The organism is Saccharopolyspora sp. NPDC000359 (assembly GCF_040300525.1).
GTDB lineage: Bacteria > Actinomycetota > Actinomycetes > Mycobacteriales > Pseudonocardiaceae > Saccharopolyspora.
On the sequence record NZ_JBEPDU010000012.1, the window covers coordinates 99,530 to 124,614 of the forward strand.

The 25,085-nt window shown below is 71.8% G+C and carries 3 protein-coding genes and 1 pseudogene; all 4 read right to left on the reverse strand.

Annotation, left to right across the window (positions count from 1 at the left end):
* Positions 1-7: 7 nt before the first annotated feature.
* A pseudogene (locus ABT324_RS10835) lies at positions 8-379 on the reverse strand (hypothetical protein); the annotation flags it as partial.
* Positions 337-23,637 (reverse strand): DnaJ domain-containing protein, encoded by a 23,301-nt coding sequence (locus tag ABT324_RS10840; protein WP_351174867.1) that lies wholly within the window; start codon positions 23,635-23,637, stop codon positions 337-339. The gene ABT324_RS10840 and the pseudogene ABT324_RS10835, both read right to left, overlap by 43 nt.
* An 88-nt stretch (positions 23,638-23,725) precedes the next feature.
* Positions 23,726-24,583, reverse strand: a complete 858-nt coding sequence (locus ABT324_RS10845) for a WXG100 family type VII secretion target (RefSeq protein WP_351174869.1) — start codon at positions 24,581-24,583, stop codon at positions 23,726-23,728.
* Positions 24,580-25,038, reverse strand: a complete 459-nt coding sequence (locus ABT324_RS10850) for a YbaB/EbfC family nucleoid-associated protein (protein ID WP_351174871.1) — start codon at positions 25,036-25,038, stop codon at positions 24,580-24,582. Before ABT324_RS10850 ends, ABT324_RS10845 begins: the two co-directional genes overlap by 4 nt.
* Between the last annotated feature and the right edge of the window lie 47 nt (positions 25,039-25,085).

A 25,085-nucleotide genomic window follows, 5' to 3' on the forward strand; every position in this document is an offset into this window, starting at 1 on the left:
CCCGCTGCGGGTCCAAAAACCGGACCTTGCCGTCCGCCCCCCGCTCGACCAGCGCCGCGTGCAGCACCCGGGGCGAGCCGGGGCGGCTCAGGAACACCCGGCCCGACGCGCCTGGGCGCTGGGCCGTCATGTGCGCGACGACCCGGTCGTAGCCAGCCCGCACCTTGGGCCCAACAGGTCTGGGCCCCCGAGGTCCGCCCGGTCCAGGTGAGCCCAACCCTGATCGGTGAGGACGCCACAGCGGTGGGCGCGGCCTCACTGGTGCTCGACCACGCCTACTCACCCCGGGTGGCAACACTCCTCGGGCCGGGAGAACCGCAGTGCTGAGCGGGAGTTCTACACGCCCGGTGTGCTGGGCCCACCGCTGAACTTGCGCCACGTGCCGCCGTTCAGCACACCGTGGTGGCCGAGGCGGTGGGTGACGTCCGTTTCGGTCGATGCGTAGACCGGCTGCGGACGCCCGAACCGCTCGGACTCCGTCCGCTGGAAGTCGTGCGCCGCGCCGCCCGGGCCGTCGATCTTGCCCGCGGAGCACGCCATCAGGTGGTAAGAGCTGACCGGCTTGCCCGACAACCGCTCGTTCTCAGCGACCGCGGACTGGAACACCGCGGAGTCGTTGATGACCTTGGCGAAGGTCTTCCCCTCGACGGACAGGACCTCGCCGCTGTCCGTGGTGATCTCGAACGAATCCGGCTTGGCGTGGGCGTTGAGGTAGAACGGTTCATCCTCGAACTTCTTCGCCCACTCCATCTTCGCGTTCTGGGGCGCGGCCCCGTTGGGGGTGGGGACCGTCGTCCCCGGCGGGTACAACCGCGTGTACTGGCGGGTGACCTCGTTGCCCGTCTTCGCGAAGGACTGCAGGTTGGCCAGTTCCTCCGGCTTCGTCTGGAACGTCACACCGATCGGTCTGTCGTTCCAGTCCTTCAAGGCGGTGGCCTGCACCCGGTCCCGCTTGAAGTAGACCAGCTTGCCGTTCTTGTCCACCCCTGCCGAATAGCTCGCGTCCGGACTCCCCAGAGCAGCCTTCCAGCCGGACACCACCGACGGCGACTTGTCGCTGTTGGCCGAGTGGCTGGTCGGCGGGCTGTCGTCCCCGGCGTTGGTGAACAAGCTGTTCGTGCTCTGCGTCGGGGGTTCCCCCGCCGGGTCGGGGCTGCCGACCAGGAGGTCGGGGTCGAGCGGGACACCCTGCATCGGCTCCGCGCCGTGCTGCGGTGACGGTTGGAAGCCGATCACGTTGTGCCGACCCACGTCAGGGATGGTTCCCCGCTGCGGGTCCACGAACCGGACCTTGCCGTCCGCTCCTTTCTCGACCAGCGCCGCGTGCAACACCCGGGGCGCGCCCGGGCGGCTCAGGAACACCCGGCCGAGAGCACCCGGGGGCTGGCCCGCCATGTGCGCGACGACCCTGTCGTAGCCTGCCCGCACCTTGGGGCCACCGGCGATCGACCGGACTGCGGTCAGATCGCCCGCGCCCGCCGCCACGGTCGTGCCCGTCGCCAGCGTCCGTTCCGCCGCGATCACCGACGGCACGCAGTTCACCACGTGCCCCGGCTCGCGCTGCGCGTACCGGTGGGCGTTCACCGCCGCCAGCTGCGGGAAGCGGGAGCGGAAGTACGCCGCGGCGACGACCTCGTCACCGCCGAAGCTCGCCACGGTGATGGAGAGCTCGGACGGTTCCGTGACGTGCTCGCTGTACTGAGGACCGGGTGCCACCAGGGCGTCGTACCCTGGCGGCGCCTCGTTCTCCGGCTCCACCACCGCTCCCGTGCGCTGGCGGTGCAGGCCGAGGTGTTCGTCGGTGAACCTGCCGACCTCCTGGCCGAACTTCCGCACGAGGTCCTGTCGCGTCACCCGGAGACCCGCGTCCGACGCCTCGGCGACGTGGTGGTTCGCCGCCCTGCGGACGACGTCCACCGCGTCGTAGGGCGAAAACCCGTACTCCTGCGCCAGCTCCGCGGGAGTCCGCGGCTCCATCCGGTCCGCGGCCTCGCGCACGTCGGCCTCGGCGGCCGCGACGAGCCGATCCCGCACCAACAGTTCGCTCATCCCGTGCCGCTGGGTGCGCTTCACCAGGTCCGGCAGCACGATCCGGCCGGTCCTCGCCCGCAGCTTCGCGCTCTCCTCCGCCACGACCGCGCGCGCGACCAGCGGGGGGTCGAGGCGGTACTTGCTGGCCAGGTCGTGGACCGTGCCACTGCTGCCGCGCAGGTCTTCCCGCACCACGTCGGTGATCCGGTCGAAGCCCCAGCGGTCGGGCAGGAAGAACATCTTCGCCAGTTCTTCCCCGCCCAGCGGGTGGCCGCGCTCCAGCGCCGCACGCACTTCGGCGCGGGCCGCCGCGTTGACCGCGGCCAAGGCCCGCTCGCGGTTCACCCCGAACTGCTCGGCCTCCAACGCCAGCTGATCGGCCGTGAACCGGAGCGGTCCGCTGGGCGGCTGGACCCCGTACGAGCGCAACCTGTTGACGAAGGCCGCTTCAGCGCTGCTGGGTCGACCGACCAAGCGCCCCAGCCTGCTCGCACCACTCCGGGGCGGTGCGCCGACGCGGGTGCCGCGAGCAAGGGGTTCGCCCTGCATCGGCGTCGAACCGAGCCTCGGGAGGGGCACGTACCCGACCACGTCCTGCGGTCCGACCTCGGGGAGGACTCCGCGCTGCGGGTCGGCGAAGACGACGTTTCCACCGGGTTCCCGGCGAACGAGAACGGCATGCACCAGTCCGTTCTCACCGGACAGGAGCGCACCCGCGTCCGCACGCTGACCGCGCATGTGCGCCACCACGTCATCGCGCGACGCGCGCACGGCCTGTCCCGGCCGCGCGCCGAGGCGGCGCTCCAAATCCTCGATCGGCATCGGATCACCGGCGTCGGCCGTCACCAGCTCACCGGTGGCCAGCGTCCGCTCCGCCGCGACGATCGACTGGCCGCAGTTCTGCGTGTGCCCTTCTCGGCGCTGCGAGTACTTCTCCGCGTTCACCCCCGACAGCTCCGGGAACCGGGTGCGGAAGTCCATCCGGGCAAGGGCCTCACCCGTGCTGGGGTTCACGGGCGTGATCGGATCCCAGAGCTCCGAGTCCGTTTCACTGCCCACAGTGGACGCGCTGGGGTTCGGCAGCGCGTAGAACGCCGTCCCGGCGGGCGGTGCCGCAGGCGGGTTGACGGGCACCCATCCACCGAGGACGGATTCGCCGTCGGAATCGTCCAGCACATTGCGCGCATCACGCACCTGGCGCCGGGCTTCGTCGCTGCCCATGTCGAACAGGGCCTGGAGATTGGCGGCGGCTTCCCGATCGTCCGCGCCGGTCTGGCGGAGCTGACGCGCGATGGCAGGCGCCGCAGCCCGGATCTCGGACCTGGCCGCCTCGGGGCTGATCCGGTACCGCTTGGCGAGCACCTCCGGTGGGAGCGGTCGGCGATCCCGCACCGCATCCCGCACCGCGCGGCCTGCCGCGGCCGCGAGCCGACCGGGCGCCCACCCACCGGGTATGCCGTACCTCGCGGCCAGTTGCGCCGCGCTGAACGGCCTCCCCACGGCGGCAGCGCTCGTCACATCGGCGAGCGCGGAGTCGTTGACGAACTTGCGGAAGTCCGTGGCGTTGAGGCCGTATTTGCCCGCCATGGCAGCGAACGTCCACGCACGACGGTTCCTCGCAGCTCCCAGCACATCGGCGAGCGCGACCTGCTGGATCAGGCGGCGGCTCGCCGCTTCCGACATCCGACTGCTGGTGAACAGGGCGTGGCCGGGGTGCAGCGGCCGACCGAGGTCAGCTGCCCTGCGCACCACGTCGCCCAGCAACCCCGCAACGCGTCCGCGGTTGGGGTCGAGGTCGAACAGCTCGGGCAGGGGGGCGACCATGCTGATGTCCGCGACGTCGAGGACGTGGTCGAGCGCAGTTGCCTCGATGCGTCCCGCCGCCCACTCGGTGCTCCGCCCGTACCGGGCAGCCAGCCCACCAGCGGTCACGCGCCGGAGCACGTCCGCACCCGCGCGGACGTCTTCGCCGGCGAGGGCATCGACGTGCCTGCCGATCGTCGCTGGGTCGACCCCGCCCCTCGTCAGCAACTCGCCCACCTCGGAGCCAACGCTCCCCCGGGAGGTGGACACCGCGGCGAAGGCAGCACCCACCACCTGCCGCTGCGCCAGCTCAGCGCTGATGCCGTACTTGGCCGCGAGCTCCCCTGCGGTGCGGTGGTTCCACCGGCCCACCGACTCCTGCGCTTCGGCGCGCACCGCCGCTGTGATGCGGTCGGCGGCCCAGCGCTTGGAAGGGCCGAACTTCTTGGCGAGGCTCTCCGCGGTGAGCGGGCGACCGTTGTTCGCGGCCGCGCGCACCTCGGCATCCACGAACGCCGCGATCCGCTCGGCTGCCTCCCGGTGCGGCACGCCGAACCAGTCCGCCAGCTCCTCGGGAATGGCGTGCGGGGTGCGGCCCAGGTCCGGGTAGTGCTGCGTGAAGTTGGTGGCGGTGCGGGCCATGGCTTCGGTGATCAGCCGCGGGGCGTCGGCCGCAGCGACGCCGAAGCGCTCGACCAGCTCACCGGCCGTCATCGGCGAGCCTTCGTCCGCCCGCGCCTGCACCTCCACCACGGCGGCGGCCTCGATCAGCACCCGGGCCTGCGCCTCGTCGACGCCGAGCGCTCTGCCGAGGGCTTCGGGAGTGATCGGTCCCCGGGCCCGGACCCGTTGGACCGCCATCGAGGCGACCGCCTGCCGGGCCACCCGCTCACCGAAGCGGCGGGCCAGCGCAGCGACGTCCGGCACCCGGCCGCTGTCCAGGTGCAGCTCCACCGCCAGGTGCGCTTCGAAGTACGCGTCCGAGGTCCGGCCCGCGAAGTGGTCGTCGAGCGCGTCCCGCATGGCCTCGGCCTGGCCCCGGTCACCGCGGCCGAACACGCGACGTCCCAGGCGCTTGCGCAGCGACCCCTCCCCGGCCGGTGCGCCGACCGGCAGTGCTGCGTCCAACTGCTCGCCCGGCATCGGCGTGGAGCCGAGGCTGGGAAGCGGCAGGTACCCGAGCACGTTGTGCGGCCCGACCGGAGGGGTGGTCCCCCGGTGCGGGTCGGCGAAGACGATGCGACCGCTGGAGTCCCGCTGCGCGAGGACGGCGTGCGCCATGCCGTCCGCCCCGCGCACCAGCACACCCGCCCACGTGCCGACTCCGTGCCCGCGCAGGTGCGCGACGACATCGCCGAACTGCGCCTGCACCACGTGCCCCTGCACATCGAGTCGCTCCGCCAGCTCCCCGAGCGGCACCGGCCCACCGGCGAGGGCTTCCACCACCAGATCACCCGACGCGGGGTGCAGCGTCTGCTCGGCCGCGATCAGCGCCTCCGCGCAGTTCCTGGTGCGTCCTTCGACGCGGTGCGCGTACTGCTGCGCGTTCACCCCCGCGAGATCGGGGAACCGCTCCCGGAAGAACCTCGCCGCCAGGGCGTCGTCCCCGCCGAAGCTCTCCGCGGTGATCACCGAGTCCGACGCGGCGGCCTCGTCGTACGCGGGCAGGACCGCTGGCTGGTCACCTCGGACGACGTCCTCGTACTGCGGCAGCGGCGGCGGTGGCGAGTACAGCGGGAGCGGGCCGAGCTCGTCGTTGTGCCGCTGGACGATGTCGTCGACTTCCTCGTCGGTGTACTGCGTCTCGCGACTGACCTGGACGGCACCGTCCGCGTCGACGCTCAACCAACCGCCGTTGTGCTCGACGGTGGGCCAGCGCAGGGACCGCCGTTCGTCCGTGCGCGCGAGGTGCACCGGCCGCGCTCCGAAGTGGACGGTGATCGGGTCGCCGGTGGCGCGCGCCGCGCGGGCGAACGCGGTCTCCGGCCGCGACTCGGCCGGTCCGGTGCCGTTGGTGAGCAGGACCAGGTCGGAGTCCGGGTTGTGGGCGCGGAGCCTGCGGAACTGGGCGACGTCGTTGAGCAGCCGGTGGAAGGTCTCCGGGGAGACCAGGGCCGTGCGCACCGCGCCGTCGCTGCGCAGCTGGATGCGGAACTTGCCGCCCACGACGTCGACCTTCACCCAGATCGGGCGGGCGGCCCAGGGGGCCGGGGCGAGCCGGGTGTCGGTGGCGCTGGACATCCCGGGATCGGGGCGCTGCTCGGTGGGCGTGGTGCGGGCCACCAGCTCGACCGACTCGAAGGTGGCGTCCCACGCGGCGAGCTCGTCGGTGGTCTCGCTCGGACCGAAGTTCAGCAGGTTCGCCTGCCGCCGCGCGTTGAGCGACACACTGGCCCGAACATCCGGCGCGGAGAACTCGAACCGCGCACCGGTTTCCGCGTCGACCGCGGCCAGGGGTTCGGCACCCGGATTACCCCCGGCGAGCGCGGCCTCCGCCTCGCGGACCCGGCGCACCTCGTCGTCGGTGTACTGGGTGCCGGTAAGGACCCGGTCGATCCGGCCAGACCGGAGGGTCTGCCACCCCTGGTTGTCGGCGACGGCGATCGCGGAAGGCCCGCCAGCGCTCGACCCACCGGGGATGAGCTGCGGCCTGGCCCGGGGGACGAAGACGTCGGCATCGTCGCGGGCGAAGTCGAGCGCGGCGTCGAGCCGATCACTGCCCTGGCCGAGCAGGACGACCTCGCGGTGGGGGTTCTCGTCGAAGCAGCCCTTCTCCTCCGCGATGCGCCGGAGCTCCTCCCCCGTGACCCGAACCTCGATGTCCCGACCGCCGTGCTCGACTTCCAGCACGAAGTGGCTGCCGTCGGTCTCGGCGACGACCCAGGCCGGGTTGCGCCACGGTGCGTCGGCGTGGCCACCGGCGCGGAACCTGGCCTCGCGCAGGTCCACCACCCGCTCGCCGGGCAGCGTCCGCACCACGGTGGGCACCCGGTCGAGCCTGGCCGCCCAGATCCGCACGGACTCGGAGCCACCTCGCCTGAAGTTGAACACCTTCTCCACACCGCGCGCGTCGAGCTCGCGCGAGCAGGTGACGTTGGCGGCGGTGAAGGTGACCGGCCTGCCCCGCGAGTCCGTCCCGGTGAACCGCACCTGCTGGGCGGCCAGCGCGGCGAGGTCGGCCTGGCCGTCGCTGCGCGCCAACGTGGGCACCCGACTGCTGGCCGCTGTCCGGCGCAGCTGTGGTCGACCGCCCGCGCCGCTGCGGGCTGGCATCCCGACCAGGAGGTCCGGGGCCAAGCCCCGGCCGCCGAGCGAGGTGGTCCCGGTCCTGGTCAAGGGCATGAAACCGATGACCTCACGCGGGTCTGGGCCGACCACCACCCCCTGCTGCTGGTCGATGAACCGGACCTGGCCGTCCTGCCCCTTCTCCGCCATGACCACGTGCGCGACACCGTTGCCGTTGCCGAGGAAGACCGCGCCCCAGGCCCCGGTGTCCTGGGCGCCCATGTGCGCGAGGACCTCGGCGTGGTCCGCCTGCACGGCACGGGCGAAGTGCTCGCTCAGCGCGCCGACAGTCATCGGGCCGCCCGCGGCCGCCGGGATCGTCGTGCCGCCGGTCAGGGTCTGCTCCGCAGCGATCAGCGCCTGACCGCAGTTCTGCGTGTGGTCCTCGGCGCCCTGCGCGTACTTCTCCGCGTTCACCCCCCACAGCTGCGGGTACCGCGCCCGGAACTCCGCGGTGGGTGGGTCCTCGTCGGGCTCCAGCTCCTCCACGATGGTGCTCAAGCGCCTCGGGCGCTCGTCATCCCGGGTGAAGTCCTCGGTCACCAGCACGTCGTCGGGGTCGAACCCGAGGTCGGCGAGACCCTTGCGGTCCACCCACATCTCGATCGGCTCGTCGGGCCCGGTGCTCAGCCGGCGCCGCCACCGCTTCGGGACGATGCTGTCGCCGTACCTGGGGTAGACGTGCCAGTGCGGCACCGCCGAGACCTTGTACATCACCTCCGCGGTCGAACTGGTCCTGGTGGTGGCGGACAAGCCGAGCTCGTGTGAGGTGTCGTGGTCGACGCTCATGGGCGCGGTTTCGACCAGCTGCTGGAAGGGCCGGTAGTTCGCGCCCTCGATCGACGCCTCGCGGGTGTCGATGGTGACGGAAGGTCCTGCCCCGAAGCTGCGCTGCGTCGTGGACAGGACGCTGCGCTCGGTCTCCCGCTCGCGGCTGAACGAGCGGACCTTGACCGCCCGCAGCACCTTCCGCTTCCTGAGGTCGACGGTGATGTCCACCTTGGACATGTTCCCGACGCCCACCTTGACCGCGTGACCGGACGTGGTCATGGCGGACGGCAGGTGGGCGCGCAACTTGCTGCCGGTGGTCTCCGCGACCAGTCCCGCCGCCTTCGAGCCCAGTGCTGGCCGGTCGCCGTCGCCGTCGATGAGCTGCCTCAGCTGCGCGCGGAGCTTCGGTGCCTCGAACGGCCGCACTTGCACGATCGAGTCCGGTGCGAAACCCGGCGACCGGCGCTGGGAGACGTGCCAGATCCGCAGCGACCCCCGCTGCTCGGCGAGGGGGGTCCGCGCCGGTTCCCCGGAGCGCAGCACCTCCGCCTCCGGCACGGTCGTGCGCACGGCGTTGGCGACGGTGAACGGCTCGACGCGCTGCGGTTCGCCGAACGTCGCCGGGACCGAAGCCCACCCGGCCAGGATCTTCCGGTAGGTCCCGGTGCTCGCGTGCGGGTAGACGTCGAGCTGGTCGATGACCAGGTCGTGCACGAACTGGTGGTGCGCGCCGGTCTCCTCCTCGGTGACCGCGTCAGTGTTCCTCCGCCCGGACCGGTTCCCCTCGGTGCTGCTGTACGCCCCGTAGGCGCCGATCGCGATCAGGTTCGCGTTGTGATTGGTCAGCGGGTAGAGCACCCCCGAGAGGGTGAAGTTGCCCGAGTTGGTGAGCTCCTGGCCCGCCGCGTGCTGCTGGGTGCCCCCTTGCCGGTGGGTGCGCCGCTCGTGGGTGGTGCCGTGGTACCGGCCACCGCCGAGCCTGCCGCGCACGATGACGAGCTGCTCGACCTGGCCGTACGGGGTGTCGGCCGTGGTCACCAGCGGCAGCCCGCCGTTGATGATCTCCTCCACCGCCAGGGCGGCGTCCGGGGAGCTGAACACCGGGGCCAGCTCGCTGTGCAGCAGCGAGTCGTTCATGACGGCGAAGTGGCGGGGGTCCGGTGGACCGAGCACCCGGTCCACGAACTCGCGCAGCGCCGCCCGCACCCGGTCGACCCGCTCCTGCGACGGGGGTTGGAACCGCTGCGCGCGCTGGTCCTGCTGCTCGCGGGCCACCCCGTCCAACTGCGCGGTGATCACCTGCGCCAACTCGCGCCCCGCCTCCGGCCGGTGCAGGGCCACGTCACCGCTGCCCCGGCCGACGTTGGCCGGTGGTCGCACGTCGGGCACCTCGACCGGCCCGGCCTGCTGGTCGGCACCCGGGTGGGTGGCGCGGTACCGCTCCGCGTCCTCCGGAGCCAGCAGGTCGACGTCCTCGGGGGACAGCTCACCGACCTGGTCGACCTCGCTGGCCGGGACCCACATCTCGACCGTGCTGCGGGACCACTTCGCGTCGTCCTTGGCGTGGCCGTCGCGGACCGCGTGGAGGAGGTCCTGCCACCGCCGCCGCACGGAGGTCCGCAACTCGTGGGTCGCCTCGTAGCGGACCAGGTAGCCCCGCTCGCGGCGGGTGCTCCCGGTGCCCGTCCCGGTCTCGTCCGCCTCGCTGGCCGACTTGCCGCGCGTGCGGTTGTACTCGCCGCTGAAGTCGACGCCCACCGCCATCAGCTTCCGGGCCGGGAAGAAGAGCGTGATCCCGCCCGCCAGCCGCCCGCCGGACGACTTCTTGTCGCCCACCGAGGTCTCCGTGGAGCGGTCCGCGCTCCGGGTGAACACGTGGTCGTCGTCGCGGCGCACGATGACCGGGTTGCCCAGCCGGACCTCCCGGTCGATCCGCCCGAACAGCTCCCGGTTGCCCGCCAGGCTGCCGTGGTTGTGGGTCTTGAGCGTCGCCGACTCCCGGTGCACCGAGGCGCGGCCGAACCGGGCCGTCTGGTTGCCCAGGCTCGTGAAGTTCTCCAGCGCGCCGAGCGCCGGGTTGCGCTCGCTCGCCGCGCCGGGCCTGCTGCGCAGCATTCGGTCGCGGTGCTCGTCGAAATCCGCCGGCCGACGTCCGATGAACGGCAGCTTCAACCATTCCCACCCGCGACGGGACCGCCGGGGACGCAGCATGTCCGCCGCGGTCGGCAGCAGGTCCGGAGCTGGCTGGTAGAGGTCCAGCTCGGAGTCGGCGGTCAGGTGCCCCGCCCGCTCCGGGGTCGGTGGCCGTCCGCCCTGCCAGCCGGTGGCCGTGCCCGGCTCCGCACCGACCTGCCGGAGTGCCTGCCCGGGCACTTCGGGCGCCGCCACGTGGACGGCACCGACCAGGTCGGTCCCGCCACTTTCGGACAGGCCCACCTGCTCGCCCGGTGACGACCAGGTGCCCCCGACGCGGACCTCGAAGTCCACCGGGTACTCGTACTCGTGCAGCGGCTGGTCGGTGGTCACCAGCGGCTGGTGGCTGGCCTTCTGCTTGAGCGCCCGACTGGACTGGCTGCTCTTGTTCCTGGTCAAGCCCTTGAGGTTGGTCCAGACGATGCCGTCGAGCCCGATCCCGGCGAGGCCCGTGACGGTGCTCCGCGACTCGACCGCCCCAGACTCGCGCTCGTGCCCAGCGGTGAGTTCGGCGCCCCCGCTCCGCCGGCGACCACGGTCGAGGTCCTTGCCCTCGGAGTCGCGCATGGTGCCCTTGAGGAACACGTCGGGCGCTCCGCGCACCAACGAGCTGAGCGGGAACCTCGCGCCGCTGCCGCGGACGATCTCCCGGCCGTGGTCGCGCACGAACGCCCGGAACTTCGCGGCGATCTCCGGCAGGTCGCGCACCGGGACCTGCCCGTCGGAGGCCAGCTTGGACAGGGCCGGGCCGACCAGCACGTCGACGGTGGCCTCCGGCAGGTGGTAGCGCGCGCCGACCCGGTCCGGGGCCTGCCGCCGCTGCTCGGCGGCGGGCGTTCGCCCGCTCGGAACGACGCCGGAGACCCAGCGGGCGTCGCGCGGTGCGGACCACAGCGTCACCGCGCCCGGCACCTCGACCGCCCCGCGCGAGCCGTCCCGCGCCTCCTCCGGCCCGTCGGACTGCTCGCCGTCGTGGCGTTCCACGAGCACCACGTAGTCCAGGCGTCCGCGCTGCTTGTCGAGGGGGCCGGTGTACTTCGTGGTCTGCTTGCTGCCGTAGCTCTCCTTGGTGGCCCCGCTGACCTTGCTGCTGTTCGCCCGCTCGCGGACCGGCCCCAGTACGACACCGCTGGCCCCGGTGATGTCGCCACCCCCCACGAACAGCGCGCCACCGGTCTTGCGGGTGAGCGAGTCGTCCACAGTGGTCTCGCCGACCACCTCGTCGGTGCGCTCGACCGTTCCGCCGACCGCGGGCAGCCGGTGCACCTCGCGCACCCGGCCCACTCCGACGGCGACCTCCACCGGGGAGCCGACCCCCTTGAAGGAGAACGAGTCCCGGACCAGTCGGCCGCCCAGCAGCGGGCCGGACTCGCCGTCCAGCCCGGCGAGCCACTCGCGGAAACGGCGGGCTTCGGGGTCGTTCACCACGAAGGGGTTGCCGAGCTCGTCCTGCACCGCCTGGTAGATCCCGCCCGTGCCGGAGAACTTGGCCAGCTCGACGGTCTCGGGGGACTCCGGCGTCGCCGCGCGCGGCTCGGTCGGCACCGACTTCAGCGGGACGTCGACCGTGACCTCGCCGCGCGAGGTGGTGGCCTCGCCGCCCACCCGGTTCGCCGGTTTCCGGACGGTGATCTCGATGGTCGCCCGGTGCCGACCGCTGCGCCCCGGCGAGACCACCTCGGTGATCTTCGTGGTGCCCCGGTGCTCGGTGGCCGAGCTGAGCCCGGAGCCCCGCGCGTGGGCGGACAGTCCATCGACCCGACCGTGGACCACGACGTAGGGCGTCGGCACCCGGAACTGGAAGGGGGTGGCGATCGTGCTGGCCCGGCTGCTGGACGTCACCGTCCGCACCGAGGGCTTCGCCGCGTCGACCGAAGTGCCCGTCGAGGCGGTGCGCGGGTCGTCCGGGAGGGACAGCTCGGTCACCGCGAGGGTCACCTCGTGCCCGCGATTCGCGCGCTCGCCGAGGTTCTTGGTGAACAGGCCCTCCAGCAGCTGCGGCCAGCCGTTCGCCAGGTTCTCGTCGGCGAAGGCGAGGTCGACGGACTCCGCCAGCGCCTCATCGGCCTCGGCGAGCTCCTTGATCCGCGCCCGCAGCACGGCACCGTCGATCGGGCCGTCGAGCTGCCACTGCTCGTCCCGGGCGAGCTCGGCGACCTCCCTGGAGGGGGTGCGCACCGGGTCGCCGGACTGCGCCAGGCCCCCGGTCTGCCCGTCGACATTCGGACCGGTGGCCAGGGTGCGGCGCGCGTCGTCGTTGAGCACCTGGATGGCGGCCGCGACGCTGTTGGTCCGGCCTCCGGTGGCGGCGTTGTTCACGCCCAGCGGACGCGAGGAGTGGCGCCGCACGAACGACTCCCGCGTTTGGTCGTCCTCGAAGGACTCCGCGGTGACGACGTCCGACCGCTGCGGTGCGCTGCTGGGAGACACCGCCGAAGCGGCCCCACCGAAACCAGGGGGTCTGGTCGCGTCGTAGATCCGCCGCCGCCGCGGGTCGGACAGGACCTCGTGCGCCTCGTTGATCGCCTGGAACCTCGCGGTCGCCGCCGCCCGGCCCGCCGAGTCCACCCGGTCCGGGTGGTGCCGCAGCGCCAGCCGCCGGTACGCCGCCGTGATCTCGCCCGGGCGCGCGTCCCGGCGCAGCCCCAACACCGCGTAGTGATCACGCGGGACCGCGGTGCGCGGTCGACGCTCACGGTCGTCGTCCCACTCCCGCTGCCGCGCCCGAGCCCGCTCCCGATCCCGCGCGTTCTGGTCCTCCCAATCGCGACGGGCCCGTTCCTGAGCCTGGTCCCACTCCTCCTGGGTGCGGCGCGCGTCCTCCTCGGCTTCCCGGGCGAGGCGCTCACGTTCGGCCTGCTGCCACCGCCGGTGCGCTTCGTCCTGCTGTCGACGCGCTGCTGTGCGCTGCTGGCGCTCGGCATCCCGCTGCCTGCGGGCCGCCTCGGCGCGCTCCCACTCGAGGCGGTCCGCCTCTTCCCGCCGCTGGCTCGCTTCCAGCTGCCTCCGCAGCGCGTCCTGCTCGCGCTGGATCTGCTCCAACAGCTCACGGGTGCGCGTTATCTCCTCGCGCACACCGGCGGAGCCGGGTGGCCCATCGACGTCCAGCAAGCTGGGCGGCGGGTCGGAGAGCAGCGGTGTGAGCACGGCGCCTTCCGGCATCGGCGCGAACCAGACCTGCTCCGGGCTGCCCAGGGACGCCAGCGACTCGAGCTGCCCGTCGAGCGCGATCGTCAGGCCGTCGAGGTCGTGCAAGCTGAAGAAGTGGCCATCGTCGCCACCGAGGTGGATGTACACCGCGACGTGCGGGCTCTCCCTGTCCTCGCGGCCCAGGTAGGACACGACGTCGTCGTAGCCGTTCCGCGCCCGTTGGAGCGGCGGCAGACCGGATTCCCAGGCGCGCCCCGGGTCCACCGGGCCAACCGGGGCGGCCACGAACTCCGCCGCCCGCGCCCGGTGCGCGGCCCGGTTCAGGGTCTGAATCGTGGTCTGGTAGCAGTTGTTCCGGGCCCCGCTCGGGTTCACGCCCGCCACGAACGACGCGCGCCTGCGCACGAACTCGGCCATCCCCGCCGGATCACCGGCGAAGGTCTCCGCGGACACGACATCCGACCGCGCACCGGCGCTGGAGGACACCGACGGAGCAGCCCCACCCCAACCACGCGGACGACCGGATCCCCACGGCCCCCACTGCGAACCGGGGTCCGGGTGGTACCAACTCGAACGCGGCTCCCGCGTCCAGTAACCCCCCGGGCCGGGTCGCTCCGGCATCGGTGGTGCGGTGCGCATCCTGTCGTACGTCGCGCGCTTCTTCGCATCGGACAGGACTTCGTGCGCGGCGCTGATCTCCTGGAACTTTCGGTTGGCCGTCTTGCTCGACAACCCGTTCAGCTTGGCCTTGTCCGGGTGGAACTTCAGCGCCAGCTTCCGGAACGCCTTGGTGACGTCGGCGGTGGAGGCATCTTCCGCCACACCCAACACCTGGTAGTGGTTCGGCTTGTCGGACGGGCCCTCGTCCGCGCTCGACTCGGATTCCGACTCCGGCGCTTCGGCAGTCTCCTCCTCCGGTTCCTCGGTCGCGCGTTCCTCCGAGCTCTCAGCCGCGGTTGCCTCCGGCTCGGCAGACGGCTTGCCGGTCAACTCCGCGTAGGCGCGTTCGACATCCGCACGTTCCTGCTCCGCCAAGCCCGACATCAGCCGCGCCATGTGCGCCCGCTCGATCTGCGACGGCGTGGCGTCCCGCGGAACACCCAGCACCGCATGCGGGTCCCACCGCTCATCCGACCTGGAGCCGCTGCCCTCCTGCTCACCGGAGAAGTCCGCCATCAACTCCGCGTAAGCACGCTCCACCCGCTCCCGCAACTCATCCGACGGACCAGACAACAACACACGCATGCGCGCACGATCGATCGCCGTCCGCGGCGCACCCTCCGGAACACCCAGCACCGCATGCGGATCCCACCGCTCATCCGACCTGGAGCCGCTGCCCTCCTGCTCACCGGAGAAGTCCGCCATCAACTCCGCGTAAGCACGCTCCACCCGCTCCCGCAACTCATCCGACGGACCAGACAACAACACACGCATGCGCGCACGATCGATCGCCGTCCGCGGCGCACCCTCCGGAACACCCAGCACCGCATGCGGATCCCACCGCTCATCCGGCTTCGAACGCGGTCCAGGGTCGGCGGCACCAGTCCTGCCCGCTTCGCGCTCCCTGATCCGGGTCACCTCGTCATCGGTGAAACGGGTTCTCCGGGTTTCCACTCGCACCGGGACGAAGCGCGGCGGACTGGACCTGGGCACCCGCTCGGACTTGACCCTCAGCAATCCCTCGTTCCCCGGGATCACCAACCGCCTCGGCGCGATCACCGCAACGCCGCCGGTGGTGTCCACGGACACCCAGGGTTGCTCGACGACGATCTCCTCAGCCACCTGCACCGCTGTCCCCGGAGCCGGGTTGCCGAGGGGGAGCAGGAAGAACCGATCCTTCGCCCCCAAGAAGGTGTTCACCTCCTCGATCATCCGGGCCATGGTGCCGCTGGAGACCAGCAGCTCGGTGGCGGGTTGGCCGGGGAGTGCCACGGGGATCACGAACATGCCGCCCTCGCCCTGCAAAGCGACCAAGCGGGTGTTCTTGGTGTGGAAGCGGCTCAAGCCCCTGGACGGGGCCTTCTCCAAGGACTCGGTCACCGGCTCGCCGGGGAGCGTGCGAACCAGGCGGAAGTCGTTGCCGCCATTCGTCAGCCTCCGGACCACGTTCTGGGAGAGGTACCGATCCCCGATCAGGTTGACCAGATCGCTGTTGAGGAAGCTGGCGCTGTTCAACACGACCCGGCTCGCCACCACCTCGTCGCCGAAGAAGTCGACCGGGAACCCCTGGCGGTCCCGCCCCCGGTACAGGGAACGTGGCAGCACGCCAGCCAGGCCAGGGGGCGCGCCCTGATCCGACGTCAGCTCGCGCGCGACCCCCGGTGTCCGGGCGAAGAGCTGGCCCGCGGGCACCGGGGAGAACCACACCTGCTCGGGATCGCCCAGCGTCGCGAGCGACTCCGCCTGGCCGTCGGGGTAGGTGATCGCGCCGCCCTGCTCGTGCGCGGTGAAGAAGTGCCCGTTGCCACCACCGAAGTAGGCGTACACCAGCGCCCGCGGGCCGTCCTCGTCACGCCCGCGCAGGAACGACTCCACGTCGACGTAGCCGCGCTTTGCCCTCCGCAGCGGGGGCAGGCCGTACTCCACGACCACGCGCGGATCGACCCGGCCGCCGGGACCCGCCACGAAGAACTCCGCCTGCTGCTCGGCCGGACGTGTCGCCCAGTCCGGGTCGGTCGTCCGGTTCAGCACCTTGATCGAGGTGTCCAGGCAGTTCTCCCGCCAGCCCCCCGGGTTCACGCCCCGCACGAACGACGCGCGCTCGCGGACGAACTCGTCGTGCCGCGCCCGATCACCGCCGAAGGTCTCCTTGGACACCACGCCCGGCCGCTGCGGTGCGGTGCCCGGGGTAACCGGAGCAGCGCCGCCGAAACCGCGCGGGCCACCGGACCGCGACGCGCGCATGCGCCTGAGCCTCAGGTCGAAGTCCTTGCGCCGGTTGTCATCCGACAGCGTCTCGTAGGCCTCCTGGAACCGCTGGAACTCCTTCGTCGCCGCCTCGACCTGTGCCTCCGTCCCGCCCCGCTGCGAGACCTTGTCGGGGTGCGACCGTGCCGCTGCCTTGAAGTAGGCCCTGCGGATCTCCTGCGGATCAGCGTCCTCAGCAACACCCAACGTCTCGTAGTGGTTCGGGAAGGGAGGTGCTTGCGGAGGTGGCGGGGGCGGCGGGTCCTGCTTCTCGCGACGCCTCCGGTCCTCCGACTCCGGTGTCCTCTTCGGCCCCTGCTGCGACGAGTCAGGCCGAGCACGGCCCGACCGCTCGCCGCGCTCGCCGCCACGCTCGCGGTCGGACCGCCGGTCGGACTGCCGCCGTTCCCACTGCGCCCCCTCCTCCCGGGAGCCGGTCCGGCTCTCCTGCGGTCGCCGACGTGGCTCCTCCTCGAAGCGTTCCCTGCGACGACGGCCTTCAGCCTCGGCCTCCTCCGCGAACCGGCTCCGCGTGCCCTCCTGCCGACGGCCAGACTCCTCGAAGCGCTCCCGCCGACGACGACCCGCTGCATCGGCCTCCTCCGCGAACCGGGCCCGCGCACCCTCCTGCCGACGTCTGGCCTCCTCGGCCTCCTCCGCGAACCGGGCCCGCGCTCCCTCCTCCCGACGCCGCGCCTCCTCAGCCGCAGCCGCGAACCGGGCCCGCGCATCCTCCTCCCGACGCCGCGCCTCCTCAGCCGCAGCCGCGAACCGGGCCCGCGCATCCTCCTCCCGACGCCTGGCCTCCTCGGCCGCAGCCGCGAACCGGGCCCTTGCTTCCCGCTGCGCCTCGGTGGGCTCCGAGTCCGCACTCGAATCCCGGTACTCGCTTCGAGGCTCCCGGTACTCAGTCCTGGGCTCCCGGTACTCAGTCCTGGGCTCCCGATACTCAGTCCTGGGCTCCCGATACTCAGTCCTGGGCTCCCGATACTCAGTCCTCGGCTCCCGATACTCAGTCCTCGGCTCCCGATACTCAGTCCTCGGCTCCCGATACCCCTCACGACTGGATTCGGTGGTCCCGGAGGCGATCTCGGCCCAGGGGGACGCCACCGCGGTGGTCCGGGCCCGGCGCACCACCACCGAACCGAGGAGGGTGTTGGCCTGGACCTCCTTGGTCTCGGTCCGTGCACTCACCTGCACCATGGCGTGGTTGTCGCGTACGAGGACCCGCCCAGGCGGTTCCAGGTCCACCGGCCCCGTGTGGACGGTGAGGCGAGGGGACTTCTCGACCAGCCGCTCACCCAGCTTCACCAAGGCGTCAGGATCAGTCGCACGGGACCCGACCAGCAGCAGTGTGCCCCGCTTGGGCATCCCCGCGGCGCTGGAGAGGATTTCCGCCGCGGTGCTGCGGCCCACCAGCACGGTCTTGGTCCGGCCGCCGCCCTTCTTCACCGGGATGGCCACCCGGTTGCCCTCGACGTGCACGCCCACCACGGCATCTGGTGCGAACGGCACCTCGCCGCCGCCTTCGCGCACCATGCGCAGCCGACCGTCGGCCTGCTCGACCCAGGAGGTGAAGTCGTCGCTCAGGCCCCGCGGAATCACCGTGAAGCCGGTGAAACCCCGCCCCTCCGCTGGCAAGCGCCCAATCCGCACGTCGCCCTGAGAGAAGCCGAAGACCTTCCCGTCGACCTTCCCTTCGTAATCCGGCCTGCTGAACAAGGGCATGCCGCCCATGCCCGGAGGCCCACCGGAGTCCTCCTCGCCCGAACGCTGGCCGTTGCTGTCGGATCGAGCTGCCGGACCGTTGACCCGCACAGCGGGCGCCCGGCCGGTGTCGGTGCCGCCGTTGCGCGGGAATGGCTCCAGGCGCTGGACGCTGCCGTCAGGACGGCGCACCTCCAAGGGGCGCCCCAACTTGGTGGCGAGCAGCCTGCCAACGAGTTCGTCGCTCGGCCCCCGGTCCCGCTGCCCCGAGTACGGACCGTGCTGCAGGGTGTCCGCCAACGGACCCAACTGGCTGTCGATCCGGTTCAGGAGCGTGAACTCCGTCGCCGGTTGTCCGGACAGGCGAGCACCGCTGGGCCCGGACTCCACCCGGCCCTCCGCACCGAACAGCTCCACTCCGGTGGCGACCGTGTCCGCCCGCACCTGCTCCGGCGTTCCCGCATCCGGCACCGCCTCGCTGACCTGCGCGTAGAGGGAGCTGGCGGGCACTGGTCGCAGCCGACCCGGTTGGTCCAGGAAGGTTGTCTGGAACTGCTGGAAGTGCCGACGCATCGCCGGCGCCTGGGCGGACAGCGCGGCATTCTGCGCCACGATGGTCTTCGCGTCCACCGACACGCCGACCCGGAGCTCCTTCAGGTTCGGGTCCTTGGCGTAGCGCTTCAACATCGTCGAGATGTTGGCGTTGAGCACGTTCTTGTCCGACCCGCCCAGGCTCTCGGCGACCGTGCCCGAAGGCACCGCCGGTCGCTCGTCGCTGCGGTGGGCGACCAGCGGATCCGACTGGTCTCCGGTTCCGTCCTGCCACTGCTCCCGGTACCCGGCGAAGTCGGTGCCATCGATGGCCTTCGACTTCTTGTCCGCGCCCATGCCGGTGTCCGGCCCGTACAAGAACGTCCGACCCCGCAACCGGTCCGGGTCGATGTGGTTCTGCGGCAACTTGTAGGTCGACTGGGCATCCACGGCCCACGACATGGCAACCCGGGTCAGGTCCGTTTCGATCGTGGCCCCGGTGAAGTCGGTCAGGAATGGGACCCCGCGAACGGGATGGCGCTCCGGGGCCTGCGCCCGCGCATCCTCGCGCAGCTCGTCCTTCGTCCGGGGGCGCCGCCCCCGCTCATCACGGAGCCCGGTGCTCGACTTCGGGGCCTGCTTGATGAGCTTGTCGTAGTGCTCGCCGAACTCCTTGGCGTTCTCCCGCTGCAGGGACGTGCCGAGGTTGAGGAACTCCGCGCCGTCCTTGCCGAACCCGAACTCCCGGTCACCGGGCCCGATCACCAGTCCGCGCTTGAGCAGCACGGTGCCATCGACGTAGAGGTTCGGCTCTGGTGAGTAGGCGTGCAGCGGGTGGTTGCCGGACAACCGACCGCGCGTTGCCATGTCCGCTGCCACCTGCTCCTCGAACTCCCGCTGCAGCGCCGCGAAGTCGGTGTCCTCGGACCGCAGGCGGTCGAGGCCTTCCTCGGTCCGCTTGAGATCACGTTCGAGCGCCTCGCGGGCCTTCGGTTTCTGCTCGGTGCCCAGCCGGTCCTGCAGCCGTCGCTTCTGGTTCTCCAGGCGGTTGAGGACGTCGTCGAACAGCTGGTCCCCGGAAGCGTGCCGGTAGCCGCCGGAGAACATCAGCGGACGGATCGGGCCAGCACCGATGTCCGCGGTGCCGTTGAGCCGGTCTTCCAGGTGGTTGAAGATGTGCTGGCCGGACGACGACCCGACCCGCCTGGACCCGGTGTCGAAGTCCTGGAACGAGAGGTACGGGTGGGTGCCCAGGTCCGTCATGGCAGCCACGACCGCCCGGTTCGCCTGGCTGCCCATGGTGTCGTTGCGCAACGTCCCGTACGGCGGTGAATCAACGCTCTTGAAACCGTTCGGCACGACCGGCACCAGTGCGATCGGGGTCTGCAAGTCCTCGATCTCGGCGGCGACGGACTCGATGGCTCGTTGGACTTCCTCGTCGGACCCCTTCAACCCGTTGACGCCGAAGACGAAGGCCACCCGTCCTTCCAGGCCCCGCGCTCCTTCGCGAACGCTCTCCACGACTTCGCGGATGCGCCCGACGTCGCCGTGCGGCAGCACCGAGTTGACCACGAAACTGAGCTCGCGCCGGTCGGTGATGCTCTGGTCCAGGGACTGGAGGTAGTCCGCACCGAATTCCCGGGAGAACCGCCCGCCAGCCGACTTCCGGAGCAGGTCGTGGAAGGCGCGGTTCGCCGTGGCGTCACCGATGTCCACGGATTGCTGGGCTGCCTGATCAGTCGCCGCGCTGGCGGGCTGCGAGCGGGGTCCGCCTCCGGTGTCCTCGGTGGTCAGGTTGGGAGATGCCGTCACCTGGCGCAGCACCGCGCCCTCGGGCATCGGGGAGAACCAGACCTGCTCCGGGTTGCCCAGGGAGGCCAGCTTCCCGGCTTGGGAGTCGAAGAGGACCATCTCGTCCCCGACCTTGTGCAAGGTGATGAAGTGCCCCGCACCGTCGCCGGAGTAGAGGTACACCAGGCCCAACGGGCCGTCCTTGGTGCGGTTCGGTGCGTGCACCAACACGTCGTCGTAGCCGTTCGCCATCTTGGTCAACGGCGCCAGGCCGGTTTCGGGGACCCTGCTCGCGGCCACCGGCTCGCTCGGATCGGCGACGAACTCCGCGGCCCGATCGCGGTGCTCGTCCCGGTTCATCCCCTGGATCGACGCGTTCAGGCAGTCCGTGGTGCGTCCCGGTAGGCCCTCCTCGAAGCCGGGGTTCACCCCCAGCAGGTGGGACATGCGCTCCTGCACGAACTCCCGCTCGTCGCCCTCGTACGTGTCCGCCGAGATCACGTTCAAGCTCGACCACCTGGTGCTCGGCTTCGCCGAGGGCGCACCACCGAAGCCGGTCGGCGCCGGTTGCGGCAGCGGGCTCGCGAACTCGCGGACCGGTGCCTTCTCCGGCGTGCCGACGTAGGCGTTCTCCGGCCCCGACCTGGACAACCCGCCCTTCTCGGAGAGCGGGGGGAGCCCCTCCGCACCCCGCTTTGTGTCCCGGGTCGGTTCGCTGACCAGGTTGTCCTTCGGGCTCTTCGACGTGAAGCGGCCCTTCTCGTCGCGCGGCCGGGTCGGGCGCGCGGTCCCCGGGGGCGCGGATTCGCCATCCGGCGACTTCGGCGCCTGCTTCCGGTCACCCTCCGCCGTGTTCGGGGCCTGCACGGGGGTGTGCTCCGGGTGGCTGGGCTGGTCGGCGGCGCCGTCCCGGCTCCTCGCCAGCTCGGAGCGCGGCGGCTCGGCTTCGAGCTTGCTGTCCAGGGGCGAGGAGGACCCGGACACCTCCACCCCGGCGGGCGCGTCCTTGGCGGTCGGGGTGCCGGGACCGACCTGCGGGGTGGTCGAGGAGTTCGGCTTGGTGCTGCCAGTCCCCTGCTGCCCCGCAGGACCGGTCTGCTGACCGGTGGGGCCGGAGGTCGCGGGCTGCTGGCCCGCGGGTGCCGTGGTCTGCTGGCCCGCCGGGGGCGCGGCAGGTTGCGGACCGACGTTCTGCGGTGCGCGCCCACCCAGCTGTTCCGGCGTGCCATCGGTGGAGGTTCCGGTGTCGCCGACCGACGTCGTCTCGAACCCGGGCAGCCCTCCCAGAGTCCGGTCGAGGTCCTGCTGGCCGGTGGACGTCTGGGGCACGTCGCGGGTCGGGGTCGCGTTCTGCGCCGTGTCGGCTGCCGTCGTCGGTGCGCCGAGCGGCTTGTCCGGAGACCCGTACGGCGGCGGGGCGTCCTCGACCGCCTCGTCGTAGGACGGCGGTGCGTCGGTGGTGACGCCGTCCTGGTCGGGCGCGCTCGGGGACGAATCTCCCCTGCCCCCCGGCGGCGTGCTCTCCGGCGAAGGAGCCTGCTGGTGCGCAGGGTTTGCGGCCTCGCTGTACGGCGGCGGCGCCTCGGTGCTCACACCGTCCTGAACCGGTGCGCCACCAACCGGCGGAGCCGTGACCGGCCCCTCCACCACCGGCGCTGGCCCGACCTCGCCCACGGTGCTCGGCGCCGGCCCCTGCTGGGACGCGGGAGCGGAGACCTCGCCACCTGACGGCGGTGCAGTCGTCGCGCCGTCGGTGCCCGGTGCAACACCGTTGCCCGAACCCGGCTGGGAGACCGGCGCAGAAGTCCCACCAGACGACGTCGGCGGTGCAGTCACACCGTCCGAGCCTGGCGCGTCACCGCTGTCCGCCCCGGGCTGCGACACCGGAGCAGGAACCTCACCGGACGACGACGGCGGCGCGGTGACGCCGTCCAAGCCCGGAACTCCACCACTGCCCACACCAGGTTGGGACACCGGTGCGGAGACTTCGCCACCCGAGGGCGGCGCCGTGGTCACACCATCCGCGCCAGGCGCAACACCACTGCCCGAACCCGGCTGGGAAACTGGCGCGGAAGTCCCACCAGACGATGTCGGCGGCGCAGTCACGCCGTCCACATCCGGCGCGACACCGGTGCCCGGCCCCGCTGGAGTGCCACCGGGCGACTGCCCCGCCGCTGGGGAAGCGGCCGGTCCCCCGACCGCCGGAGGACCGACCGGCGTGGCACCGCCCCTGCCGCCGGAGGTGCCGGGCTGCGGCGCCTTGGACGGTGCACCCGACGGGGGTGGCGTGCTCCCGGCGGGCGGGACCGGCACGGACGGGGCGGCCTGTGGTGGGTCCTGCACCACTCCGGGCGGTGGCGGCACCGAACCCGGTGCGTCGGGCGAGGGCGCCTCGGAGCCCGCTCCGCCGGGACGTTGCGCACCGGGCGGCACGACGTCCGGGCCCTGGCCGGTGCTGCCTTCGCTGCCACCGGGCGAGGTGTCCGACGACACCTCGGTGCCCGGGCCCTGGTTCACCGTGCCCGAGGTGGAGTCCGCACCGGACGACGAGGAGAGGTCGGGCTGCTGCCACGGCGAACCGGAACCAGGACCGCCCGGTCCGCCGTGCTGGGCCATCTGGTCCTGGGCGTACTGGTGCGCCGAGTGCTCGGCACCCGACATGAAGTAGTTGGAGGCGATGATGCCGCCCGCGGCGATCCCCCCGAAGCCGCCACCGAGGATCGCGGCGGCCGCCGCCTCGACGGGCAGCTCCGAACCGGCCCCGATCGTGCCCTTGCCGTACCAGGTCTTCGCCTGCTGCGCCAACCACTGGTTGAGGCCGGTGATCCAGTGCAGCGCCACGTGCACGCCACCCACGGCCGACCCGGCGACACCAGAGACGAGGATGTCCTTGAAGTTCAGGCCGCTGGACTTGCCGTCGGCCATCACCCCCAGCTGCGCGATCGTCGTCTGCGCGACCTCTTCCAGCCCCTCCTCGACGATCTGCCACAGCGCGCGGAGGTAGTTGGCGAGCTTGCCCGCGATCTGCCGCCCCCGCTGGACGAGCTGCTGGATGATGGTGCGCGCCGCCGTGATGTAGGACGGCAGGTACGGCCACAGCGCCGGGGTGGCCAGGATGATGAGGATCGGCCCCACGAAGCTGGCCACCGTCACGGCGATCTCGTAGTTGGTCGTCTGGTCGTTCACGCCCAGGCCGTGCACCAGCTCCGAGGTCTGGTCCAGCCCCTGCAGCTGCGGGCTGATGTCGTAGGCGGACAGGTCCCGCTGGTGGTCGGCGAACGCGTCGGCGGCCTGGCCCTCGAACTTCGACAGCGCGGCGCCGGAGAGGCCGTGGATGCTCTCCACGGCGGGCCGCAGGGACTGGCCCTGGTCCACGATCTCCTTCGCCAGGGAGTACAGGGCGTCCGGGTTGGAGTCGGGCATCTCGATGCCGGTCGTGAGCAGGACGATGACCTGTTCGGCGTTCACCACGACCTCCAATCCGGTGCGGCCCGGCACCATCCGGGCATGTCAGTTCCCCAAGCAACGGCGTGCGGCGATCACGCGCCGCGAACGGTCACCCCGGCGCGTGCCGGTAGAAGGACGACGTGTGGTCGGCCGTCGACTCGAAGTACAGGTCCTCGTCGGACGGCCCCGCGCCCTCGCCCTTCTCCGTCACCAGGAACAACCGCTCGCCGTCGCGGACCGGGTGCTCACGGGTGCTCGACGGGTCGCCCTGGTCGACGAACTGCACGTCCACCCCGTCCAACGGAACGATGTCGGAGTACTCGCCCGCGTTGAACCGCACCGACCCGTCGGGCAGCTCGCGGAGGGCCAGCACGCGCTGGCCCTCCTTGATCGGAGCGCCGTCGACCACGAGCTGCTCGGTGGCCTTCCTGGGCTGCATGCTGAACGCCGAGGTCAGGCCTGGTGGCCTCGTCTCCAGGTGCTCACGCGATGCGGGGTCCGGGACCGCGAGCGGCTCGCCCTTCCCCAGCAGCCGCCGCGCCACTTCCAGCCGGGGGGACGTGCGCACCGGTTCGTGTCCCGCCGGGGTGGTCTCCGGCAGCTCCCGCGCCCTCGACTCGCCCTGCCCCGGCGGGTCGGCGTCCGGGGCCACGGACTTCTGGAAGCTGGCCGAGATGTCGTCGGCGTTGTCCCTGGCCTGGGCGTAGAGCTGGCCGTTGCCCTTCAGGTTCAGCTCGACGTACTCCAGCGAGTCGGCGATCCCGCGCAGGCCCTGGGCGTACCCCTTCATGCCCTGCTGGAAGGACGCGAAGGCCTCCTTGCCGTGGTCGGTGGTGCCGAAGGCGGTCGAGTACTGGTTGACGAGCTGGTCGACGTTGGTGATCAGCTCGTGGATGTGGGACTGGAGCTTCGCGTAGCCCTCGCTGCTGCGGCTGAGCCCCTCCGGGTCGACGTAGAACTGGTTCACGACCGGTCACCTCCTGGCAGGTTCGCGGCTCCGCGGAGCTCCTCGATCAGGGGCGGCAGCTCGGGCATCGGCAGTGCGTCCGCGGGGAGCTTCCCGCTGAGCAGCGCCTTCGCGTCGATGCCGGGCAGCGCGGGCGACATGGCGTCCACGACCTGGTTCATGACCTTCTCCCGCGCCTCCCGGTAGGTGCGGGTGATCAGCTCCGCCAGCTCCTTGGCGGGCAGTCGCCGGTGCGCGCTGGAGGGGAACTTGATCTCGGTGAGCTCGCCCTGGTTGCCGACCGACACCGACACCTCGCGCCGGGGCGAGACCGCGGTGGCCGAGATCCCGCCGAGACGCCGTTGCATCTCACCGACGTTGGCGCGCTGGCGTTCGAACTCCTCCTGCAACATCTCGACGTTGCGCTGGTCCACTTCGGACACCATGACCTCCGTGACGTGATCTCGTCTGCTCATCAAAGCGCCGCGCGGCCCCGAAACTCAGGGATTCGGCGACGTTCGGG

What these genes read in the sequence shown, in the direction of transcription:
- ABT324_RS10850 (WP_351174871.1), bottom strand. Translation starts at nt 25,038, where the DNA reads ATGAGCAGACGAGATCACGTCACGGAGGTCATGGTGTCCGAAGTGGAC.